14 protein-coding genes and 1 pseudogene are annotated in these 23,245 nt (G+C 67.7%); 5 read left to right on the top strand and 10 right to left on the bottom strand.

Annotated elements, in window-relative coordinates; genetic code table 11:
• Positions 1-83: 83 nt before the first annotated feature.
• The 5 genes from E1166_RS13330 to E1166_RS13315 all read right to left on the bottom strand — a co-directional run bounded on the left by E1166_RS13330 (position 84) and on the right by E1166_RS13315 (position 6,116).
• Entirely contained in the window at positions 84-2,354 is a 2,271-nt protein-coding gene (locus E1166_RS13330; RefSeq protein ID WP_132338852.1) for a carbohydrate-binding protein, read from the bottom strand.
• Positions 2,355-2,368: 14 nt separating this feature from the next.
• Positions 2,369-2,503: a hypothetical protein gene (locus E1166_RS32505; protein ID WP_256370822.1), complete on the bottom strand. Its 135-nt coding sequence runs from the start codon at positions 2,501-2,503 to the stop codon at positions 2,369-2,371.
• Between the two features lie 414 nt (positions 2,504-2,917).
• The gene (locus E1166_RS13325) at positions 2,918-3,724 is read right to left on the bottom strand and encodes a carbohydrate ABC transporter permease (protein WP_207914215.1); all 807 of its coding nucleotides are present in this window, start codon (positions 3,722-3,724) and stop codon (positions 2,918-2,920) included.
• A gap of 83 nt (positions 3,725-3,807) precedes the next feature.
• The gene (locus tag E1166_RS13320; RefSeq protein ID WP_132262692.1) at positions 3,808-4,752 is read right to left on the bottom strand and encodes a sugar ABC transporter permease; all 945 of its coding nucleotides are present in this window, start codon (positions 4,750-4,752) and stop codon (positions 3,808-3,810) included.
• Positions 4,753-4,760: 8 nt separating this feature from the next.
• A complete protein-coding gene (locus tag E1166_RS13315) occupies positions 4,761-6,116 on the bottom strand; it encodes a sugar ABC transporter substrate-binding protein (protein WP_132338848.1) in 1,356 nt (451 codons plus the stop codon).
• 118 nt (positions 6,117-6,234) lie between these two features.
• On the opposite strand from E1166_RS13315, the gene E1166_RS13310 reads away from it, so the two are divergent.
• Positions 6,235-6,687 (top strand): beta-galactosidase, encoded by a 453-nt coding sequence (locus E1166_RS13310; protein ID WP_207914213.1) that lies wholly within the window; start codon positions 6,235-6,237, stop codon positions 6,685-6,687.
• A gap of 681 nt (positions 6,688-7,368) precedes the next feature.
• On the opposite strand, the gene E1166_RS13300 is transcribed toward E1166_RS13310, so the two are convergent.
• Entirely contained in the window at positions 7,369-9,522 is a 2,154-nt protein-coding gene (locus E1166_RS13300; RefSeq protein ID WP_207914212.1) for a CBM35 domain-containing protein, read from the bottom strand.
• 376 nt (positions 9,523-9,898) lie between these two features.
• On the opposite strand from E1166_RS13300, the gene E1166_RS13295 reads away from it, so the two are divergent.
• Entirely contained in the window at positions 9,899-11,749 is a 1,851-nt protein-coding gene (locus E1166_RS13295) for a glycosyl hydrolase 53 family protein (protein WP_165944325.1), read from the top strand.
• Positions 11,750-11,881: 132 nt separating this feature from the next.
• Here the strand turns inward: E1166_RS13295 and E1166_RS13290 are convergent, their stop codons facing one another.
• Positions 11,882-12,919, bottom strand: coding sequence for a PaaX family transcriptional regulator C-terminal domain-containing protein (locus tag E1166_RS13290; RefSeq protein ID WP_347813022.1), 1,038 nt, complete (start codon positions 12,917-12,919; stop codon positions 11,882-11,884).
• 265 nt (positions 12,920-13,184) lie between these two features.
• Between E1166_RS13290 and E1166_RS13285 the strand changes: the two genes are divergently transcribed.
• A complete protein-coding gene (locus E1166_RS13285) occupies positions 13,185-14,786 on the top strand; it encodes a BNR repeat-containing protein (RefSeq protein WP_207914211.1) in 1,602 nt (533 codons plus the stop codon).
• Positions 14,787-14,886: 100 nt separating this feature from the next.
• The gene (locus E1166_RS13280) at positions 14,887-16,443 is read left to right on the top strand and encodes an RICIN domain-containing protein (protein ID WP_132338844.1); all 1,557 of its coding nucleotides are present in this window, start codon (positions 14,887-14,889) and stop codon (positions 16,441-16,443) included.
• A gap of 652 nt (positions 16,444-17,095) precedes the next feature.
• On the opposite strand, the gene E1166_RS13270 is transcribed toward E1166_RS13280, so the two are convergent.
• Entirely contained in the window at positions 17,096-18,397 is a 1,302-nt protein-coding gene (locus tag E1166_RS13270; protein ID WP_132338842.1) for a cellulase-like family protein, read from the bottom strand.
• Complete coding sequence (locus tag E1166_RS13265) at positions 18,394-21,780, bottom strand: DUF5107 domain-containing protein (RefSeq protein ID WP_132338840.1); 3,387 nt, start codon at positions 21,778-21,780, stop codon at positions 18,394-18,396. The genes E1166_RS13270 and E1166_RS13265 overlap by 4 nt, the downstream gene beginning before the upstream one ends.
• Before the next feature lie 89 nt (positions 21,781-21,869).
• Here E1166_RS13265 and E1166_RS13260 point away from each other — a divergent pair, with 89 nt between their 5' ends.
• On the top strand, positions 21,870-22,760 hold the full coding sequence (locus E1166_RS13260; protein WP_132338838.1) for an AraC family transcriptional regulator: 891 nt from the start codon (positions 21,870-21,872) through the stop codon (positions 22,758-22,760).
• Between the two features lie 166 nt (positions 22,761-22,926).
• On the opposite strand, the pseudogene E1166_RS13255 reads toward E1166_RS13260, so the two are convergent.
• Positions 22,927-23,245: pseudogene (locus E1166_RS13255) on the bottom strand (hypothetical protein); the annotation flags it as partial.

The raw sequence follows: 23,245 nt of genomic DNA, 5'->3' as shown, positions 1-23,245 counted from the left end.
CACAACATCGACGCTCTACGAAACACGGTCTAGGGGTGCCCGTTGGGGCGCGCCGGCCCAGCGGCCGGCGCGCCCCAACCGAGTCAGCGGACGTGGATGTTCGGTTGCGGCGGGGTGGTCATGCCGTTGCCGAGGAAGAAGCTCGGGTGCGGCGGCTGGTTGTAGGTGGTGTTCTGCCAGGCGATCGCGACGCGGTACTGGGCGTCGTGCAAGAGTGTGTAGATGCGCCGGTCGGTCTGGATGGGGGTGGAGTAGATGCGCAGGGCGTTGTTGTCGTCACGCGGCAGGATGATCTCTTCGCGCCAGTCGCCGAACAGGTCACCCGACAGCGACGGAGTGGATTTGCTGCCGTTGACGGAGTGGGCGCCGGAGCCGGTCATGAGGCGGGTGTCGCCGCCGGTGCCGTACTTGTCGACGTAGTTGCCGTTGAGCAGTTCCCGGATCGGGTCGCCGTCCCACCAGGCAAGGAAGTTGTAGCTGCTCGGGTTGCGACCCACGTTGGTACCCGAGGCGCTGAGCAGGTTGCCCAGTCCGGTGCCGGTGCCCCAGAATTCGGCGCCGGCGTTACCGGCGTAGATGTCACCGGCCACACCACGGGCCGGGCCCTCGCAGCCGCAGGAGTTGTTCCTCTGCAAGATGACCGAGCCGTTGTTGGCATCCCGTAACGTCGCCGCCGGGCTGGAGCTCGACTCGTGGATCATCCAGATCTCCTGGCCAGGCCGGCTGGGGACGAGGTCGCCGACGTGCAGCGCGTCGCCGTGACCGTAGAAGCTGGTGGTGTAGCGGCCGGTGCCGTTGGCGTTGATGGTCATACCGCCGAAGATGATCTCGTCGGTACCGTTACCGTCGACGTCGGCGATGGACAGCGAGTGCGCCCCCCGGCCGGTCCACTGACTACCGGCCGTGCGGGAGTCGAACTTCCACCGCAGGGACAGTTGACCGTTGCGGAAGTCGTAGGCCGCGATCGCGGTCTTTTCGTAGTAGCCGCGGCTCATGATGAGAGTGGGACGCTGACCGTCGAGGTAGGCGGTCCCGGCCAGGAACCGGTTACCGCGGTTGCCCTTGGTGTCGCCCCAGTCGGCGATGTTGCCCCGGGCCGGTTCGTAGTTCACCGTCGAGCGCACCGCACCGGTAAGCCCGTCGAACATCGTCAAGAACTCCGGTCCGGCGTTAACGTGCCCGGTTGAGTTGCGGTGCAGGGCGTTGGCGTCGCCGATCACCTGTCCGGTGCCGGAGCGGGTCCCGTCGGCGGTCTTGACCGCCATCTCAGCCCGGCCGTCGCCGTCGTAGTCATAGACCTGGAACTGGGTGTAGTGGGCGCCGGCCCGGATGTTACGGCCCATGTCGATGCGCCACAGCCGGGTGCCGTTGAGCCGGTAGGCGTCGATGTAGACGTTGCTGGTGACCCCGTCCTGGGCGGGGTCCTTCTGATCGGAGGGGTCCCACTTGAGGAAGACCTCGTACTGGCCGTCGCCGTCCGCGTCACCGACGCTGGCGTCGCCGGCGGTGTAGTTGCTGCCCGGCCGGGAGATTGGCACGTCCAGGTAGTTGCCGCCGGCGAACCGCAGCGAGGCCTCCGACGCCGCCTGCTCGACCCCGTTGACGACCGCGCGGACCGTGTACGACGCGTCGGCCGCGGCGCCGGAGTCCAAGTAGTTGGTGGAGTTGGTGATCGGCGACGAGTTCACCTTCGTCGAACCGCGGTACACGTTGAAGCCCGTGTTCGCGGCCTCGGTGCCCAGCAGCCGCCAGGAGACCAGGTTGCCGCTGCCCGACCGCACGCTGATCAGGCCGCGGTTCAGGTCCTCCATCTGCTTGCCCGATCCGGGCGGCGGCGAACTGGGCGGTGGCGACGTGGGTGGCGGGCCACCGACCTCGAAGTCGACGTAGTCGATGTTGGCAAGGCCATTGGCCGTGGTCGGGCTGAGCCGGATCGTGTTGCTGCCGGCGTTCACCGATACGGTCAGCGTCGTGGTGGCCCAGGTCGTCCACGCGCCGGTGCCGTTGAACGCGGCACCCGACTGCGCGACCGCGCCGTTGACCAGCACGTCCGCCGGACGGTTGCTGGTCGCGCCGTTGGCGTACCGCACCGCTACGGTGGCCTCCCCGGCGACGGACGCGGTCACCGTGAACTGCGCCACCGCCCCGACCGCGTTGTTGGCGTTGCAGAATCCAATGCCGGAGTAGCCGGTGTGGTTGGACTCGATGACACCGTCACATGTGGCGGGCGTGGTTTCGGCCTCGTAGCGGGTCGCCGCCGCGGAAGCCGCCGCGGCGGTGAGCACCCCTGCGCCCGCCACCGCTATCACCGCGCCGGCGGACAGCATCGCGACGCGTTGTCTGCGTGAAAACATGATGATCTCCAGAGTCAGATGATGGCGAAGCCCATCACGGGCTGTGCGGGTGGGTATTGGGGGTGGCCGGCGTTCCGCCGCCGACGAAACCGAACGTCGTCGATCTTGACGTCCGCGTCCTTGACGAAGGCTGCGCGTTGCATCGACACGATGACTCCTTCGTGGGATCCATTGGGTACCTCAGCCGGCCCCGCCCCACCGGCTACCGCTCACAGCGGATCAGGACATGCCAGCACCGGCACGGAAACGCCCAAGCGTTCGGCGGGCAGCTGCGTCCGTGGTCGGCCGCTCAGGGCAGTGTGGCCCTCGTTCTGGTGCCCTACTCAGAACGTGCCGCGAGCGCTCCCATTCATATATATCAATAGTGTCACCGTCGGACAGCTACTTGTCAATCGACAGATGTCAAAGCCTATGCCGAGTGCCGGGATGCCGATCACGGCGTCCACCTGCCCGAACGACGTCAATGGGCCGCTTGACGTCACCACGAAGCGGCATCCTTGGACGCGACTGGGGCGTGGTCGACCCGGGCGACGAAAACGTCAGCGGTGTCGGTGCGTCGTGAGTTATCCCTTTACACCGGAGCTGAGGACGCCGCGGATGAAGTAGCGCTGCGCGAACAGGAAGATGACCAGAACGGGTACCACGTAGAGCGTGGCGGCGGCCGCTTGCAGCATGGTGTCGGGGTTGCCGTGCGGGTCGCGGTAGAACGCCGAGATCGCCACGGACAGCGTGGTGTGGTCGGGGTCGAGGAAGAGGGCGGGGGCGATGTAGTCGCCCCAGATCCAGGTGAACGAGAGCAGGAACGAGGTCACCAGCACGGGCCGGGACAGTGGCAGGAAGATCTGCAGGAAAATCCGGCCGTATCCGCAGCCGTCGATGATCGCCGCGTCCTCCAGCTCCGCGGGGATGGCGGCGAAGAACTGGCGGAACAGGAACACGAGGTACGGCGAAGCGGCGAGGCCCCACAGCACCCACGGCCAGTACGTGTTGACCAGCCCGATCCGCGCGAACAGCACATAGGTGGGAATCAGCGTGAGGATCTGCGGCAACATCATGGTGGAGAGCAGCACCATGAACAGAGGACGCTTGCCCCGCCCGCGTAGCCGTGCGAAACCGAAGCCGACGGCCGCGCTGGAGAACGTCACCAGCACCGCGTACAGAAACGACAGGAAGAGTGAGTTCCCGAGGTACGCCGCAAAGTTTATTTCGGTGAGCGCCTGTGTGAAGTTTCCCCATTGCGGATTCTCCGGCAGGATCTTCGCCGGGATCGCGACCCACTCCGTCTTGGTCTTCAACGCGGCGAGCACCAGCCAGGCGAACGGTCCGGCGAACAGCACCGCCAGCGCCATCAGCAGAAGGTAGGTACCCACCGCGTCGGCCGTGCGCCGGGGTCGCCGCGCCGGTGCCGGCGAGGCCGGTTTGATCGCCGGGCGTGCGGGGTCACGGACAATCGTCATCGTTCGCCCTCGCTGTCGACCTGGTAGTGCACCCACAGCCGGCTGGACCGCAGCACCACGAGGGTGATGGCCAGGATGACCACGAAGAACACCCAAAGCATGGCGGAGCCGTAGCCGTACCGGTTGTTGTTAAAGAACTCCTCGTAGACCTGCACCATGTACAGGTGGGTGCTCTGCGGCACCAGGGCCACCGAGCCGACCTGGTTGGACTCGGCGAGCAGCAGCGGCTGGATGACGATCTGGAAGGACGCGATGATGCCGGTGACCACCTGGAAGAAGATGACCGGTGAGATCATCGGCACGGTTACGTGGCGAAACACGTGCCAGCGGCTGGCGCCGTCGACGACCGCCGCCTCCTCCAGCTCGGCCGGCACACCCTGGAGAGCGGCGAGCATGATGACCATGCCACCGCCCAGTCCCCACAGGGTGAGGATGATCAGCGCGTAGAACGCGTTCGGGTCGACCAACCAGGCGGTCGGTCCCACACTGACCTTCTCGAGTATCGCGTTGAGGATGCCGGCGTCCCGGTTGAAGATCAGCTTCCACATGATCGCCATGGCCACCACCGGCACCACCGAGGGCAGGAAGAAGATCGTCCGGAACAGACCGACGGCCTTCAGCCGCCGGTTGAGCAGCACGGCCAGGCCCAGCCCGCCGGCCACCATCAACGGCACCGTGATCGCCGTGTACGCCAGCGTGCGGACCAGGCTGGCGATGACGTCCGCGTCGCGTACCAGCTCGGTGTAGTTGCGCAGGCCGACCCAACGCCACCGGCTGTTGCGGCCGTTGAAGTTGGTGAAGCTGACCAGCAGCGCGTACCCGAGCGGCAACGCGGTGAGCAACGCGAAACCGAGGACCCAGGGCGAGACGAACAGGTAGAAGGTCCGGCTGGGATACCGCGACCAGCGCCGCCGCCCGCGTCCCGCCCTTTCCGCTTCCATGGCGACCACTATCCGATCTGATCCTTGCCCTGCTTGAGCAGTTTGTTGATCTCGTCGGTGATCGCCTTGCCGGCGGCGTCGACGGTGATCTCCTTCTTGATCGCGCGGGTGATGTGCTTGTCGAGCACGGGCAACCAGCCGCCCCCCGTTATGTATGGCGAGTCCGGCAGCTGCGCGACGTGCGACAGTTCGGCCTGCGTGGTCTGGTATGCCTGCTTCTGATACGGCAGATCCTGCGGCAACAGCGACAGTTGCGACTTCAGGCCCGGCAAGCCCCACCCACTCTTGGCCCGCTCCTCCGACGGTGGCCCGGCCATGAAGTACTCCATGAGCTTCCATGCCTCGTCCTTGTGCCTGGCCTTGGCCGGGATCATGGCCCCCCAACCGACGTACGTAGGGCTGATCCGCTTGTCGCCCATCACCGGCGCCGGCGCCATCGCCACGCTGTTCTTGATTTCCTCGGACTCCTTGACGAAGTTGCCGCCGTACCAGTAGCCGTCCTGGGTGATCGCCATCCGCTTGGCCAAGAACAGCGACAGGTCGGCGCCGTCCGGGGCCGGGTCGAGGGTGGTCGGCCCGACGCCCGCCTGCCCGAAGTCGACGTACCACTGGATGGCCCGCCTGGCCTCCGGCGTGGTCATGTCGGTCTCGGTCAGGTCGGCGTTGTAGACCTGCCCACCTTGCTGAAGGATCATCATGAAGATCGGTGAGGACAGTCCCCACGCCCACTCCACGCCGAGGCCGTACACCTGGGTCTTGCCGCCGCTCTTCTTGGTCAGCTTCTTCGCGATCTCCAGCAGCTCGTCGTACGAGATGGGCTCGGTAGTGCTCAGCGGCGGGATCTTGGCCTGCTCGAACAGCGCCCGGTTGTACCAGAGCGTCGCGTCCTGGCTCCAGTCCTTGGTGATGCCGTAGTACGGACCCTGGCCGGTGCGCGTGCCGTCCCAGCGGAAGCTCTCGTTGACCGCCATCAGGTTGTCCTTCTTCAGCACCGCGCTCTTGTCCAGGTACGGGTCGAGAGCGGTGGTCAAGCCCTGGGCGTTGCTGGCGGCGCTGCCCACCGCCGGCGCGCGGACGAAGTCCGGCGGCTCGTTGGAAGCCAGCATCGCGTTGAGCCGCGTCTCGTCGTACTCGATGAAGCTGATCTTGATACCAGGGTGCTTCGCCTCGAAATCGGCGATGTGCTCCTTGGTCAGCTCGTTGTTCTTGTACATGACGGTGAGCGTCACGGTCTTGCCGCCACCGGACGAATCGCCACCCGAGCTCGCGTCACACGCGCCGAGCAGCGGCACACCGAAGGCGCCGCCCGCGACGAGCGCCGAACCGGTGAGGAAGCGGCGCCGGCTGATGTCTCTATCGAGCATGGAGCTCTCCTCCGTTAACCCGGCCGAAATATTCCGTGAGCGTTCACAATGTTCGCCTCACCTCGCATGTGTGTCAATACACGCACCTGCCGCTCTCGTAAGCGTTGAGTGTTGTGTCATGATGACGGGCATCTCTGTGGGCGCGCACAACCTGGAGGCCTATGAACGGCGGCACGCGCGCGCTGCCCCGCCTCGGGAAGATCGGGTATGGCGGGACCACAACCCCGAGCAGTGGCCCGAGCCGGTGTGGCGCGAGGACGTGCGGCTCATGCGCGAGGCGGGCGCCAGTCAGGTGAGCGTAGGGATCTTCGCGTGGGCGATGCTGGAGCCCGCCCCTGGCGAGTACGACTTCGGCTGGCCGGACCGGATCATCGCGCTGCTGCACGGCGTCGGCATCGCAGTCAACCTCGCCACCCCCACGGCCGGACCGCCCGCGTGGTTCCTCCGGCGCCACCCGCAGGCCCGCCAGGTAACCCGGGAAGGGCACATACTCGGCGGCGGCGCCCGGCACGGGTTCTGCCCCAGCTCACCGGCTTACCGGGCCGCGGACCGGGATCGCCCGTGCGACTAGGCACGGACCTGTCCAATCTGGACGAGCTGGTCGGCACCAGGGTCGTGCCGGACATCGCCATCGTCTGGGACTGGGGAGGCGTGGTGGGCGCTCGAGCTCGAGTGGCGCCCCTCGGTCGACCTCGGCTACCTCGACCGGCTGTCCGCATACTACGAGGTCGCCTGGTGGGCGCACCGCACCGTCGACTTCGTTCGCCCGGACAGCCGGCTTTCCGGGTATCCGATGCACCCGACACCGCTTCGGCGCAAGCACCGCCTGGTATGTATCCACCCGTCTGAACGGCCGCGACCTCGATGCCGTGCTGGCCGAGGCCGGGCTGGTCCCCCGTGACGGCGTGCCGGACGGCGTGGAGCTGGTTCACCGGGCAGGCGACTCCGCCAGTTACATCATCGCCATCAACCACATCGACCGCGATGTGGAACTGGCCGCGACCGGTAAGGAGTTGATCACCGGCGCCCCGTGCCACGGGACACTACCGGTACCCGCCGGAGACGGGTGCACCTCATCGCCTCCTGCGATACGGGGGCGGCAGGGCGGATCCGTGATACGGCTGTCAGACGCGCCAGCGCGTCCGCGGCACCGCTTGCCCGGATCCAGCGGTGCCGCGGACGCTCCGGCCTTACCAGTGTTAGGTCGGGTTTCGTTGGCGGTGGTCAGGTCACCGTGCCTGCGGACTGCAGGTCAGGCGGCGCCGACGGTGAGGTGGTCGATGTTGGGCAGTCCGTCGGCAACGGTTGGACTCAGCTGGATGGTGTTGCTGCCGGCGTTGAGCGAGGCGGTCAGCGTCTTGGTAGCCCATGTCGTCCACCCTCCGGTGGTCTCGAACGAGACCGTCGCTACGGTCGAACCGTTGACGATCAGGTTCGCCGTCCGCAGTCCGCTGGCGCCGTTGGCGAACCGGACCCCGAGCGTCGCGGTGCCGGCCGCCGCCGCGGTGGCCGTGAACTGCGCGTACGCGCCGATCGCGGCGCTGGCGTTGCAGAATCCGGTGCCGGTGAAGCCGGCATGGTTGGAGTCGATCGTGCCCTGGCACACCGCCGGCGGCGTTTCCGCCTCGTACCGCTGCCCCGGTGTCGGATCACCGCCGGACGTCCTGACCAGTGCGAGGTCGTCGACGGTGAGGGTGCCGCTGCTGGTTCGGATGGTGACGGTGGCGGCGCCAGCGGCCAGCTGGAACTCTGCAGAGTCGCGCCGGGTCCAGCCGCTGGATGACGGGATGCTCAGCGTACGCGTGGCGCCGCTGGCGTCGGTGACCGACAGCTGCGCGCCGCTCACCGAGCCGGAGGTCTTGGCGTACGTGGACAGTCGGTAGGTGCCGGCCGGCACGGTGATGTGTTGCCGGACGCCGGCCGATCCGGAGCCGAGCTGCAGCGCGAAGCGGCTGCCGTTCGCGCCAGGGCTGACGTTGGTCACGCCCCCGCCGGTGTTGGTCCACCCCCGGACCTGCGACACAACGACCCGGTCAGCCTGGAAGTTCGGGTTCAGGATGTAGTTGTTGGCTGGACCGACCCGCCACTCCCCGGTCGTGGCGTTGAACTGCCACTGGCTCACCGAGTGGAACTGCGGCCGCGAGCCGGTCCTGGTGATCGGCACCCACTGGTTGTAGCCGATCCCGTTCCACGCGAAGTCCGCCCACCGGTCACCGGCGTAGATCACCGTCGTCTGCTTGGTGCCCTTGACCGTCACGAAGAACCCGGTCTGGGTCACGTGGCTGTAGTCCATCTCAGTGCCGGCGAGAACGTACTCACCCGAGTAACCGCTCTGGACGCTGCTCGACTCCATCACGTAGTTGACTGACGTGTTCCAGCCGTGCAGGTCCGACGCCGCGTGGTAGTACTTGCCGTCGAGCTTGAACATGGCGTTGCCCTCGCGTCCGGAGGAGTTGCGACCGATCTCCGCTCCCGGCTCGATCCGCAGCGAGTCGGACTCCCTGAACTTGCTGACAAAGGCGCGAGAACGTCCTTCTCGGTTGGAGAAGATCAGGTAGTCCTTGCCGTCCTCGTCGGTGAACACGGTCTGGTCCCCGGTGCCCGTCGTCGGCGAGTTGACGACCTGGGTCTGGAAGTAGGCGTAGTCGAAGGTGTCGGTGGGCGAGTCGCCCTGCAGGAACAGGACCCCGTGCCCGCCTCCGACATAAGCCTGGGTGGCCAGCACGTACTTGCCGGTGTTCTCGTTGTACGAGACCCCAAGCCGCCCGACCCATCCTGCCTGACCAAGGGTGGCCCCGTTGTTGATCGGGGTCGAGCGCGTCGCGACCCGGTTCTCGAACTTCCAGTTCACCAAGTCCCTTGAGGAGTACACGGGGATCGAGACGAACGAGACCTGGTTGTCGTACTTCCTGGTCGGGTTGGCCCGGTAGCTCTCAGCGCCCAGGTAGTGCACGCCGTACCAGTAGTAGGTGTCGCCGAACTTGAAGACGCCCCCGCCTTGCGAATAGATGGGGTTGCCGCTGGTGTCGTTCCAGAAGGTGTTGTTCGTGATGGTCTGGAAGGTGCCCTCGTCGGCCGCCTCCAGCTCGCCGGCGGCGCTCATGAGCGCCGTCTTCGCGGCGGCGATATCCGGCGCGGTCGCCGATGCGTCGGCGGCGACATCGGTTGCGGTTTTCAACGCCTTGACGAAGGGCGCCCAGGAGTCGCCGGTGTACCTGCTCGCGGAGCGAGTCTTGTAGTCCGCGACCAGACTCCCCAGGCCCCCCACCTGTTCTGCTGAGACGGCATCGCCGCTGGGCGTGCTCTCCGCGGCGGCGTCGCCAGCTGCCACCGCCACCGACATGAACAGCATCGCGGCGGCGGCCAGTGCCCCGCGTTTCAATGTCTTGCGCGTGGTACGGATCATGACGCTGCCTTTCACTTGTCGTCGTTCTGTGCTGGTCGCCGCGCGCAGGGCGCTGCGGCGTAGCCACGGCCAGCGAGGGCGAACGGTGTCGTCGGCGCGTGTCGTAGGGCATCGTCCGCGGCGGCGTTCGCCTGCCGGGTAGCGAGCAGGGCCACACCTTCGCCTCGATGTGCCCGCTGTGTGCCCTGTGAGCGCTACCATATAAATATATCGATGAGTGTTACCGTCGGACGCGCACTTGTCAATCGATAGGCATCGACGTGTAACGTGGCTCTGACAGCGGAGCCCGCACTGGTTAGGAGAAGGTATGGGGGTCAGGAACCCCGCTCGCACAGCCGTGGCGGCGACCACATTCGCTGCCCTGGCGAGCGCGGGGATGCTTGCGGCGCCCACCCCGGCGCACGCCGTCTTCGGCACCGCGGACATCAAACCCATCGAAAGCAACATCGCCGCCAAGTCCTGGGCCTCGGCGACGGCCAGCAGCGGCGCGTCCACCGCCCGCCTGGCCACCGATGGCGACCCGATGACGTCCTGGTATGCGGACAGCCCCGGCGCCCACCAGCGGCTGACTGTCGACCTTGGCGGCGCCTACGACAACCTACGCAAGGTCAGGGTGGTCTTCCCGGACCGTGGCGCGGTATACCGGTACGTCGTCGAGGCCTCGTCCGACGCTCGCCGGTGGAAGACGATCGCCGACCAATCCCGCAACCGAACCGCCTCGCGGGGGGCGGTGCACCTGTTCACCCGGCCGGATACGCGCTTCGTCCGGCTCACCATCACCGGCGCGTCCCGGCACGCCAAGGTCGGCCTCAGCGAGATACAGGTCTTCAACTACCTACGCGACGACCTCACCCTCGGCGCCGACATGTCCTGGGTGGACGACTTCCAGACGCGGCAGTACTGGGTCAACCCGCTGGCCGCCGACCGGGGCGCCGGGCCCCACCTACTCGACGTGGCCAAAGACCGCGGCATGGAGTACACCCGGCTGCGCATCTTCAACGAGCCGCGAGACGAGACCACCGGCCAACTAACGCCGATCCCCCGCCAGGGCCCGGAGCGGTCCCTGCGGTCAGCCCAATGGATCAAGGAACGAGACATGGGCCTCGGCATCGACTTCCACTACGCGGATTCCTGGGCGGACCCGAGCAAGCAACCCAAACCCCGCGCCTGGGCCGAACTGGACTTCGACGACCTCACCGAGTCCGTGTACGACTTCACCGCCGACTACCTGCGCCGGCTGATCCGGCAGGGCACCAGACCGGACAAGGTCGCCGTCGGAAACGAGATCATCAACGGCTTCATGTACGGCAGCGAGGCGGCTCTCATCGGCACCACCGACCCGCCGTACTTCGCCAACGAGGCCGACGTCTACCAGTCCAAGCCCGGCGGTGGCCTGCTGTGGCGGTACTGGGGATCGACGGACCCGGCCGAGCAGCAGCTGTACGACCAAGCATGGGACCGGTTCACCACCCTGGCCGCGTCCGGGATCGAGGCCGTCCGCGACGCGTCCCCGAAATCCAAGGTCGAGATCCACGTGATCGTCGACAGGAACCGCCTCGCCAAGACCATGGAGTTCTGGCACCAATTCCTCACCCGGGTCAAGGCAAAAGGCCAAAACCCCGACGTGCTGGCCATCTCTTACTACCCGGAGTGGCACGGCACACCCGAGGCACTGGACTTCAACCTCCACACGATGGCGACCACCTACCCCGACTACGAGATCGACGTCGCCGAGACCTCCTACCCCGCCTCCGGCGGCGACGGCTCACCGCTGCCCAACTCGCCCTACCCGCGCACCATCCAAGGCCAGGCGGACGCGATCCAGCGGGTCTTCCAGGCGGCCAATGACGTGGTCAACAACCAGGGCAGCGCAGTGCTGGTCTGGGAACCGGCGGGATGGCAGACGATGTTCCGGGCCGTGCCCGAGCTACCCAACACCTGGGAGCCGCACGCGTCCATCAACGTGTTCAACGCCAGCCGAGCCAAGCACATCCTGGAAGACACCGTCTACACCGCCACCAGGATCGGCGCGATTCCGGCGCTACCCACCGCAATCCGCGTACTCACCACCGCGCGGGATACCCTCACCACCGTCCCCGTCCGATGGCAGGCGCTGCCGGCCAGAGCGACCGACGCGCCTGGTGAGGTGCTCGTCACCGGCATGACCAGGTTCGGTGCCGTAACGGCGGTCATCGACGTTGTCGAGCGTCCCGGGGCGCTTCCCTGACACCGGCCCTGTGACCGACTGTAAACGAGCGGGTCGCCGCGTCCTCTGGGCGCGGCGGCCCGCATGCTGCCCGGGTAATACGGCGTCCGCGTAAGGGCATCTGAGCCCGCCCGCCGTCTAGGTGTGGACCGCTCAGTCCGCGCCGTGGCGAACCCCGGCGGCCATGTGCGCGACCGTGTGTGCCTGGATGTCGGGCCAGTGCCCGTCCGCGACACGAGCAACCACCGAGCGGATGTGATCCTGCGCCGGTTCGAGCAGTCCGTCGTAGATCGCGACGAACACTGCCCGGGCACGTCTGCGTGGCCAGTCAGGCGGCATAAGGGCAACCGGCAGCATCGGGTCGAGCACCGGAAAGCGTCGGTAGACGTCCATCACCTCGGTACGGGTCCGGACCGCGGCCGCACCGGTCACCTCGCCGGCGGCTATCCGCGGCAGCAGCGGCCACCATCGATCGATGAATGTCTCGTACGCTTTCGCGATGCCCGGCAGGTCCCAGGCCTCAACCGGACTGCGGTCAGCCTCCGCCTGCAGCTCCTGATGCTGCGCGCGGAACACCGTCACCGAGCCGCGCGCCGCAGCCGCCAGCTCTGCCCGCCCTGCCGGCGGCAACGGATCTGGCGAGATCCACACCCCGTCATACAACGGGGCATAACCATTCCAACGCAAGTGATCCCGTAGCGCACGCCGTCGCGTGCTCTCCTGCTCCGGCATGGAGAAGACCACGACCGTCCATGACCCGTCCCAGGATTCGGACTCTGCGCCGACAGCGCCGATGGCGGTGCCGCCTTTCGTAAGATCACTGGCGGCGCCCTCGGTCAGGCGGTACGAGCTGTGACGCCCCTGCCGACTGCCCTCCAGGATCCCCCGGCGGGCCAGCCTGCTGATGGCCGTGCGGGCGGCGCCACTGGTCACCCCGAACTCACCCAGCAGCGCCACGATCGCCGCTGAAGGCAACCAGGCCCGGGTACGTACGGTGTAGTCGGCGATAAGGGTGACCGCCACGCCCTGGGCCGAACTGCCCGACTGTCGGCGCCGCCGACGCTGCGATCCAGCGGCGACCTCGGGGAAGACCTCCTCGATATCAAACGGGCGTACCACTACGCGCTCCCGACGCCGGTGGGTGCAAGGGTCGTACCGACTGTAACGGGTGCCGCAGTCCACGATGGTCATCGCGGGCGGCGAGGCCCCGGCCGTGACGGGTACCGGACTCTGCTCGGGTCAGCCACCACCATCCATCCGGTCGAGTTGACGCTTATCGATTGACAGTTAGAGGTTCGGCCGGAAGACTATCTGACACATCATCGGCTGGGAGCGCTCACAGGGACCGTGGCCGAGCGGCCGCGCGCCGGCCACCGGCTCGATAGTGGCCCGGGCTGTTGGGCTCCACCGCACCCCTTGTCTGAGGTTCAGTCATGAAGAGAAATCACGGCACGCGGTGAACCGACGCCGCATCTCGGGAGCCACGGGCAACAACTTCATCATGCGCGGGGTCAGTCACGCGCATGTCTGGTTCGCCATCGCCTGGAGCTTCTCCGGCGGCCAGACCCGTCACCCAGGCATGAAGGAGTCCGCAATGATCGGATTTCGAACGAGTGCTACCCGAAGAGCCCTGACCGCGTCCATCCTCGTGGCGGGGCTTGCTATCCCGGTCACCGTCGCAACGGCAAGCAGCGCCCAGACGGCTGCGGCGCCGGCGGTCAACGCGGCAGTGGGGCCGACGGTGACGCGGTTGGCGGACACCGAGCTCGATCCACGGGCGCTGTACTTCGTGTCGTACGACGGCCTCGTGAACAACGCCTCCTACCAGCAGGACGGCATCCTCACCTTCGGCGGCTACCAGTACGCGGCGTGGTACACGTCCAGCCGCCGAGTGGTCGTCGCGCGCCGGCAGCTCCCGAGCGGGGCGTGGCAAACACTGCAGCTGGCCCACTCGTTGACGACGAACGACTCGCACAACTCCATCTCGCTCGGGGTGTCGCCGTCGGACGGGCGGTTACACGTGGCGATGGATACCCACGACAGCCGGGTCTTCTACGTCAAGTCCGAGGCTGGCCTCCTGACCGACGCCGGCTCCCGCAACTGGACGGCCACCGCGTTGGGAGCAGTACAGCGCACGCTCGACGGCTTGGAACTGGGCGCCATCACATATCCACAGTTCGCCATCACCCCGGAACGCCGGCTGCAGCTCAGCTACCGCACCGGCGGCTCGGGCAACGGCACAAACGAACTGGTCGAGTACGACGGCTCCACCTGGCGCCGCCTTGGCCGGTGGTCGTCGGCCACGGGCAACTGGACCCAGCACGGCGCCACCAGCACGCGCCGCAACATGTACCTGCACGGCCTCACATATGGCTTAAACGGCCGGCTGCACGCCGCTTTCACCTGGCGGGAGCAGAACGCGGCGGTCATGTGCAACCGCGGCGGGCTCAGCAACCACGACACAGGCTATGTCTACAGCGACGACCGTGGCCGTACCTGGCGCAACAATGCCGGCCAGCAGGTCGGCACCACCAACGGCACCCTCGTGTCCGTCACCTCCCCCGGGCACGTCGTCGACGCGCTGAACGCCGACCACGCGCTGATCAACCAGGAGAGCCAGACCGTCGACTCCACCGGCCAGCCGCACGTGATCATCAGCTACGTGCCCGGCCGATTCACCCAGTGCGTCACCAACTTCACCAGCCAGCGCCGCTCGTACGCGCGCGCGTTCCACCTCGTCCGCAACGCGCAGGGTGCCTGGCGCAAAGTCGAAATCCCGGTGGCGTTGAACGCCTTTGGCCGTTCCCAGATCGTCCTCGACCGCGCCGACAACGCCTACGTGGTTCTACCCTACGGACGCATCGTCACCGCCAGCAAAGCCAGCGGCTGGACCGATTGGACGCTCCGGTTCGACGGGTCCGGCCTGAACGCCTTCGGGGAGGTCGTCGTCGACCGCTCCCGGATGGCCACCGACGGGATCCTGTCCATCCTGTACCAGCGACGGTCGAGCGGCACCACACCCTCGTCAATTCGAGTCGTCGACTTCAGCCTTGGCTGACGTCGACAGCCCTGGCTAACAAGAATTCCCAACTCCTCGGCGCGGGCGCTCGGGATCCGCGCGGGTCGCAAGACAACGACGGATCGATGGACGGCAAACGATGCAAGCTTCTCCCCTCCCGACCCGTAACCGCCGCCAACGCCGCCGCCCGGCTGCGCTGGCGCTGATCGGCGTGTCGATCGTCGCCGGCGCGGCTGTGCTGCTCGCGCCGCACGGGGCAAACGCGGCGACCATCGACACGTCGGCACACTACGAGATCGTGTCGCGGCACAGCGGCAAGCTGATCAATATCGCCGACCAGTCCACCGCGGACGGCGCCGCGGCCCAGCAGTGGACCCGCACACAGCAGACCAACCAGCAGTTCCAGTTCGTCGACGCGGGCGGCGGCTACTACAAGATCCGGGCCCGGCACAGCGGCAAAGTGGTCGACGTGGCGAGCGCGTCCACGGCGATCGGTGCGAACGTCGTGCAGTGGACCGACCACGGCGGGACCAACCAACATTTCCGGGTCGTCGACACCGACAGCGGCTACGTCAAGCTGATCAACCGCAACAGCGGCAAGGCGTTGGACGTGTGGGAACGGTCCACCGCTGACGGCGCGCGGATCTCCCAGTACACCGACAACGGTACGACGAACCAGCAGTGGCAACTCGTCCGTGTCGGCACCGGCCCCAGTCCGAGCGTGACTCCAACCTCGAGCCCGGGTCCCGGCCAGAAGTACGCCGGCTATCTGTTCACCTACTTCACCGGCGAAAACACCTCCGCCGGTGAGCAGGTTTACTTCGCGCTCAGTCAGGGCAACGACCCGACCCGGTGGCGCCAACTCAACGGTGGACGCCCCGTGTTGACCTCAAGCATCGGGACCCGCGGGGTACGGGATCCGTTCATCATCCGCTCCCCGCAGGGCGACAAGTTCTACCAGATCGCCACCGACCTGCGGATCTACGGCAACGGCAACTGGGACGCCGCGCAGCGGACCGGCAGCAAATCCATCGTGGTCTGGGAGTCTACCGACCTGGTGAACTGGAGCACCCCACGGCTGCAGCGGGTCTCCCCCGACACGGCCGGCAACACCTGGGCGCCCGAGGCGTACTACGACGAGGGCCTCGGCCAGTACGTCGTCTTCTGGGCCTCGAAACTTTACTCCGCCAGCGACCCGAACCACACCGGCACCACCTACAACCGGATGATGTACGCCACGACGAGCGACTTCCGGACCTTCAGCACGGCCCAGGTGTGGGTGGACAAGGGCTACTCGACCATCGATTCGACGCTCACCAAACACAACGGCACGTACTACCGGCTCACCAAAGACGAGCGGAGCAGCTCCCAGTCGGCGTGCGGCAAATTCATCCTCGAGGAGAGGTCCACCACCATTCTCAACCGCGGCTACTCGTTCGTCGCCGAATGCATCGGCCGAGGCACGATCAGCCAGGGCGAGGGCCCAACGGTGTTCAAATCGAACATCGAAGAGCGGTGGTACATGTTCATCGACGAGTACGGCGGCCGCGGATACATCCCCTTCACCACCACCGACCTGAACTCCGGACAGTGGACCGCGATTTCCAGCTACACGATGCCCGGCCGGCCACGGCATGGCACGGTGCTGCCCATCACCCAGGCGGAATACGACCGACTGCTCCAACGATGGGGCTGAGAAGCCGGCGCGGCCGCGCGCGGGTTGCGTCCCGCCGGGTGGTGTAGAAGCTGACCTGCCTCGGCGTGCTGCTTCGGCCCGTACCCCTTCGCCTGATCGACAGCAGCATCTGTCAGGTGAGGATTCACCCACTGCGATCATGTCGGCGAAGTGGTCCTGGCCCGATGAGCCTGGCTTGATTTCCACCTGCTGAGCGACGGCATCGACCCCGGCTGAGCACCGCCGCGGTCACGGCCCGCAGTACGCGGCGTTGAACAGCGGCCGGATCAACATCGACCGGCCGCGAGCTGCGGTGGTGGCGGTGCCGCTGCCGCGGGCCGTGCAAGGGCGGATTGTGCTGGCGGCGGATGTGTGGTGCTGGTTGCGGCCGGAGCACACCTGCCCGCAGTGGGGTGCTGTGCCACACCTACGGGCGCGGCACGGACACCCCACATCGGGGTTCCGGCCTGGCCATACTCGTTCGTGACCGCTCGGGAGGCCGGGCACACCTCGTGGACCGCGCCATGGGACGCCCACCGGCTGGAACCCGGCGACGACGCCGCCACGGTCACCGCCGGCCAGTTGCGGGACGTGGTGTAGGCAGAAAGGATAATCGATCAAGGGCTGCACCCTGATCAGCCGGGGTCGATGCCGTCGCCCAATAGGTTGAAGATCAAGTGAAGCGCGGTGGCCGAAGGCGGATGCCGGTACGGAATGCCTCGTTGCACTGCCGCTGGAGGGCGACGTCGTCCCACATCGCGTGGTGCGGGGCGGCGTTGGAGCAGACAATCGTTCCCCAGGCACCGACCCGCAGCGACTCATCGGTCGCCAGCCGGCAGAACTCGGCTCCTATCGGGCCCTCCTCGAACCGTCCGTCGCGCGGGGTGTAACCGATCCAGCCCTCCCCGAATACGATCGGCACGCCGCGGTGGGTCGCCCAGTCGTGCGCGATGTCCAGCCAGAGCCGTAGCGTGGTCGCCATCCCCTTCTCCCATGCCGGGTAGTGCCGGTAGAGCCAGCGGTCGATTGCCTCGGCGTCGCCCCAGTCGTGCACGAAGATCTCCGGTCTGGACACGATGGTCGCGGTCTGCCGCCAGGCATGGTCCGGCGACCAGTCGGCCAGCCTGGGGGCTCCGGGTCGGAGGATGTCGTGTCCGGCGCGCGCCTGGTCGAAGGCCTGAGGGTCACCGCGCAGCCCGTAGGTTTCGATGAACGCGCCCAGCACCCCGTAGACGTAGGGGTTGCAGGCCAACACGTCGATGGTTTCCGGAATGGCGCGCATGGTGCCGGCCGGCACCCCTGCGTAGTTCACCGTCGCCGGCCGGCCGGGTTGACGGTTGTGGAAAACGGTCAGCGCCCGCTCCAGCCGCGGTCGCAGGGCCGTCAATCGTTCCTCCTCGTCACCGGTCAGGCCGTCAGCCAGGTAACCGGCCTGGACCTCATTGTGGATCTCAGTGAACGCAAGCCGGTCGTCGATCTGGTGCTCGGTCAGGAAGTCGACGAGGTCGGCAAGGGCGACCGCTTGCGCTTCGGCCCGCCGCTGCGGCTCGATGGCCAGCAGGGCCTCGCACCAGCTGGGGTCGGCGGCGAAGGAGGAGCTCTGCTGGTACTCCCAGGAGGAGAGGATGACGAAGCAGCCGTGCCGCTTCGCGGCCCGGAACAGCTCCAGCATGTGCGCGCGCGCATCGATGACCGTCGGCTGCCGGACGTCGTACCAGCGCACCCGCTGCCCGTAGTCGCCGCCCAACGGCCCGAGCCGCAGCGCAGAGGTGTCCAGACCGCTGCCGAACAGCAGGTATGGCATGGCACAGATCCGCACCGCGTTGTAGCCGCGCTCGACGGCTGCGGCGAATGCCCGGTCGAGATCCTCGAACGGCTCTCCCGGCCCGGTGCGCACGTACCAGGAGAAGTCCCAGAGCGTGATGGCCAAGCGGTCTGGGACGTGCGCCGGCGGGGGAACGGGAACGTAGCTCATGGAAGGCTCCCGGTGCGGTCGAGGTGGAGGTTGAGGTCTCGGGCCAACTCGTGGCTGGGGTCGGCCGCGAGGACGGCGTCGAGGTGGTTCCGGGCGGTGGCCGGATCGTTCGCGAGGATGGCGAGTTGCGCGCGAAGCAGTTCGACGGTGAGGTCGACGCGCCGTTGCGGGTCGTCGTCGAAGAGCATCAGCGACGGCAGCGAGGTGGCGAAGTAGTCGATGACCGCCGGTGTCCGGGCAAGTCGCTCGGCGTGTTGCGCGAGGCCGGCTATCGACTCGTCGGCGTGGGCGGACTCGCCGAGCCGGCGGTCGGCCAGGATCGAGAAGTAGGTGTTCTCCGAGAAGCCGGACGGGTTCATCTCGGTGAAGTCGCCCCGCGACGCGGCGGCCTCCCGCCAGTACCGCTCGGCGCTGTCGTGTTCCCCCGTCGCCTCCAGGGCCTTGCCCAGGGTGAGGAGCAGCCGGGCCGGACTGGCCAGCGGATGCCGGGCCTCGCCCAGAGACGGCGGCGGCTGCAGTGCCAGTTCGGCGTGTGCGGCAGCTGCCGCGGCGTCCCCGCGGTCCAGAGCCTCGTCCGCCAGGGCGAGTCGCGTGCGTTCCCATGCCCGAAGCACCTGGCCCTCGCCGCCCTCCCACGGCTGGAACTGACGCTGTTCGAAGACCGCCAGGGCGTGCGCCGGCCGGCCGGCGGTGACCAGTAGATGGGCGTACTCCACAGCCAGGTCGTCCCGCTTGAGCAGGGCCGACGGCACGTCCTCGAGCCGACGGAGGCGGTCGCCCGCCGGTGCCCCGATGCGCCTGAGTAGTTGATCAATCTCGCTCAGCAGGCGGGGATCACCCGGCGCGAGCCGCAGTGCCCGCTCGTAAGCCGCGGTTGCGGCCTCGGGATCGTGCCGGTGGTTGTAGCTGGCGATCCCGAGGTTGCGCCACACCACGGGATCGGACCCGTCGTGTGTGGCTGACCGCCGCCAGCAGTCGATGGCGTCGTCGACTCGGTTGTGGGCGTAGTACCAGTGGCCCAACAGGGCGGCTGCGGTGGCATCGGCCGGGTCGGCTGCCAGTGCCGCCTCCAGTGCGGCGACGTCGTCGAGGCGGGTGGCGAAGTTCCAGGTCCGTTCGCGGGCGCGGGCGCGGGCCCGGGCCGTTGCCGCAGCTACCGAATCACCGAGGCGGTCGGCAACGACCGCGGCGTGGTAGTCGGCGAGCACCGCACAGGCCGTCTGACCGAGTGGGCGGTGCGCGTCGGCGGATCGCGCGTCGGTGAACAGGGCCGTGGCCGTCTCGAGTTCACCGATCCGGGCGTGCTCGAGTGCGACGTCGAGCAGTGTCTGGGCTTCCCTGTGCCCCTGGGCTGCCTCGAGCCGGCCGGCCAGCTGCAGCGCCCAGATGTCCAGCGGATCCAGTGTGAGCGTCTCGGCGAGGACATGCTCGGCCTCCGCGGCGCGGCCCAGCCGGCGCAGCAGTACCACGATGAGATCGCGGACCTGCAGCTGTTCGGGTTGCGCGCGTAGGGCCGCGCTCGCCCTCTCTAGTGCCTGAGCATTTCGGCCATGGCGGGCGTCGATCACCGCCAGCTGATGGTTCCCGGGGCCCGTCCAGGGGGCGAGCCAGGTCGCCTTGGCGAACGCGGCGTACGCCTCGTCGTCGCGTCCGCGCCGGGCCAGGGTGAGCCCGAGCAGGTAGTGGGCCTCCCCGCTGTCCGGGTTCGGGTTCAACGCCGTCAGTCGGTCCAGTGCGGCTCGCAGGTGTTCCTCGGCCTGCGCGAAGCGAGCCTCGGCGTACCGGCGGGCCGCGAGAGCGGTGTGCGTCGCGGTGTGTCCCGGATCGTGGACCAGCGCCTGCGCCCAGTACGGCTCCGGGGAGCGGGTCGCGTGCCGGTACTGCTCGAGGTGGCGGCCGGTGAGGTACAGCACCTCGGCGGAGGCTATCTCGGTAGGCGGGGCTGGCTCCTGAGCCGGCTGCATCCTCACCCGGGCCGCCTCATCGGTGCCTGCAGCCGCCGCGGGACGCTGCCAGCGCAGGAGGCACCGCCCGTCGCGGTGCAGCTCAACGGCGTGCGGTGCCGCCGCGACGACGACGGACGGTCGGGCGTCCGGCCCGAGCTCGAACTGCTCGCTGTGCAGCTGGTCGCCATGGTGGTCCTGCACGAGGAGTTCGACCGTGCCCACGGTGCGCGTCGCGTCGAAGCGGAGCACCGTCTGCGCCGTCCCGCGCTCGATCCCCAGGGCCGCATCGAGGCTCGCCGCGACCACCGGGCCCGTGCCGGCCAGCGGATACCAGTACTGGGAGAAGGTCTTGGTTTCGCCGGGAGCGAGGTGTGAGAAGTCCGGCTGGTTGTCGGTGAACACGCCGGCCATCAGTTCGATGTAGGCGGCGTCGTCGTCGGCGAGATTGCGGTTCCAGGCGTGCCCGAAGGGTGCGTCGCCCCACGTCCACTGCTTCTTGCCCACCGCGTAATGGTGGTCGGCGAAGTGAACGAAGCCGGCCCCGGCGCGATGGTCGTAGCCGCCGAAGAAGTCACCCCGCGAGTCCACGCACATGTACGACGTCGGTACCGGGATGTTGCGCGGCCAGTCCAGCCGGTCGCCCGGGACGCGACGCGCGCTGTCCGGCCGGCGGTCCAGGTCGCGTCGGTTCGGATAGTCGATCCCGTAGTACGTGCTCGTCGCGGCCGGAAAGGTGCTGGTCGCCCGCTTGGCGTGATCGGCGACCACGGTCACGTCGGCGGGGAAGAACGACTGATAGTCGCTGTGGACCTGGGCCGCCGCGTTCGCCCACCAGAGGAAGGTCTGCGCCTGCTCGCTGCGGTTGAAGAGGCGGACCTTAAGTTCGATCACCGTCGAATCGGGCGCCAACCGTACGCCGTGCATGCCCTTCATCCGGGCGAACGGGTCGTGATCGGAGCACCAGACGGTGCCGGCGGCCTCGTCCACCTGCCACGTCGTGGGCAGGAAGGTCGCCGGACGGTGATGCTGCGGCCAGTTGAACTCCACCCCACCGGCCAACCAGGGCCCGGTGAGCCCGACCAGCGCGGGCTTGATCACCGGATTGGCGTAGAACAGCGAGTAGCCGGTGCGCTTGTCGATTGCGAACTGGATCCGCCCGCCGAGTTCGGGCAGAACCAGCAGCCGCAGGTACGCGTTCTCCACATGCAGTCCCAGCCAACGGTGATCGGAGCGGGACTCCTGGATTCGGTCGTGAAACGGCAGGGGGAACACCCGGCCTGACGATCCCTGATAGACCCGGCGGTCGAGGTAGGCGGGGTACCGGCTCGGCGCCTCGGGCAGGTAGGTCGGAATGGTGACCGGTGCAGCCCACGCCGCCACCGGCGCGTTTGCCAAGCGATCCGGACGAGGCGGCAGACCGAAGGGGCTCAGGGACATGAACGAAACCTAGGCCGCGAGCGCGATTCTCGGAATGTACGGATCGACGGCCAACCTGGACGGTTCTCTGATTCGCATACGATCGGCAGATGTACCTTCGCGACGGCTTTCCCGATCAGCGACTGCACGTCCTGCCCCGACTTCTGGCGAAGCAGGCGCTGCAGCGCAAGCCGACCTCGCGGATGCTCGTGACCGACGCTGGCTACTTCCCACATGCGGCCCGACACGGTCGATGGCGGCACGCAGGGGCTGCCGAGACCATCGTGATCATGTGCGCCGACGGAAGCGGCTGGTGTGAGCTCGCCGGGGCCCGGCATGACGTAGGCCCGAACGAAGTTCTCATCATTCCCGCAGCCGTGTCACATCAGTACTTTGCCGCCGAGGCGGAGCCCTGGTCCATCTGGTGGTTGCACGTCACCGGCGACGACGTCCCCGACCTGCTCAGCGCCATCGGGCTCACCGTGGCCGCGCCGACCGCGCCGATGACCGACCCGTTTCGTGCCTTCGCGCTGGCCGAGAGCATCTGCGATGAGCTCGCGCGCGACGAGACGGCGGCGAGCCTCACCGCGGCCGCCGGCGCGGCCTGGAATCTGCTCGCCCAGCTGGCCGCCGAACGCGACGGCTGGGGGGTCACCCGTGAACCGATCGCCCGCGTCCAGGACTATCTGCGCGCGCATCTGTCGGCGTCGCTCAACATCCGTCAGCTGGCCGAACTGGCGGGCTACAGCACGTCCCACTTCTCAGCAAGATTCCGTTCCCTGACCGGGTTCTCGGTGACCGAGTACACGAAGCGGCTGCGCATGGCGCGGGCCCGTCAGCTACTCGTCGCCAGTGCCCTCAGCATCGCCGAGATCGCCGCCGCCGTCGGCTACCACGATCCCTTCTACTTCTCGCGTCACTTCACCGCGGTCAACGGCATGAGTCCGCGCGAATACCGGGCCCGCGACAACGGGGAGAATCGGCCTCGTCAACCGGCGTGAGCGGGTTCCGCGCGGACGACCCGACCCACCCCTGAGACCGTACGCCCTTCTGACCTGGTCAAACGTGACCTTGCCGTGCCCGGCCGAACCAGTTGTGGATCGCGGACCTCACGTACCTGCGCACGGCTGGGAGGTGGGTGCACGGCGCGATCTCGCGCCGCGCCCGTCAGGGCGTCGACCTGGCCAGGATGGTCCACCACTTCGACGAGTTGTATCCGCCCAGTTTCGGGCGATTCGCTAGACCCAGCGGCTCGCCGACGCCGGCGCGGTCGCGCGCCACGACCGTTCCTGAGCGGTCGAGCACCACGAAGGTGCTCTGCTCGGTCATTTTGAACCGCTTCCACACCACGCCCCGCTCATCGGACAGTTGCGGGAAGCCGGCCAGCTTGGCCATCCGCACGAAGTCGTGCATCGCCAGCACCTTGTCCAGCCCGGCCACCCCGAGTAGGGACAGCCGCCGGACGTCCGACGGTGCGCCCGAAGCC

It is taken from the genome of Micromonospora sp. KC213 (assembly GCF_004348325.1).
Classification (GTDB): domain Bacteria; phylum Actinomycetota; class Actinomycetes; order Mycobacteriales; family Micromonosporaceae; genus Micromonospora.
The sequence above is the reverse complement of the archived record's forward strand: the minus strand, read 5'-3'. Positions and strand labels throughout refer to the sequence as shown.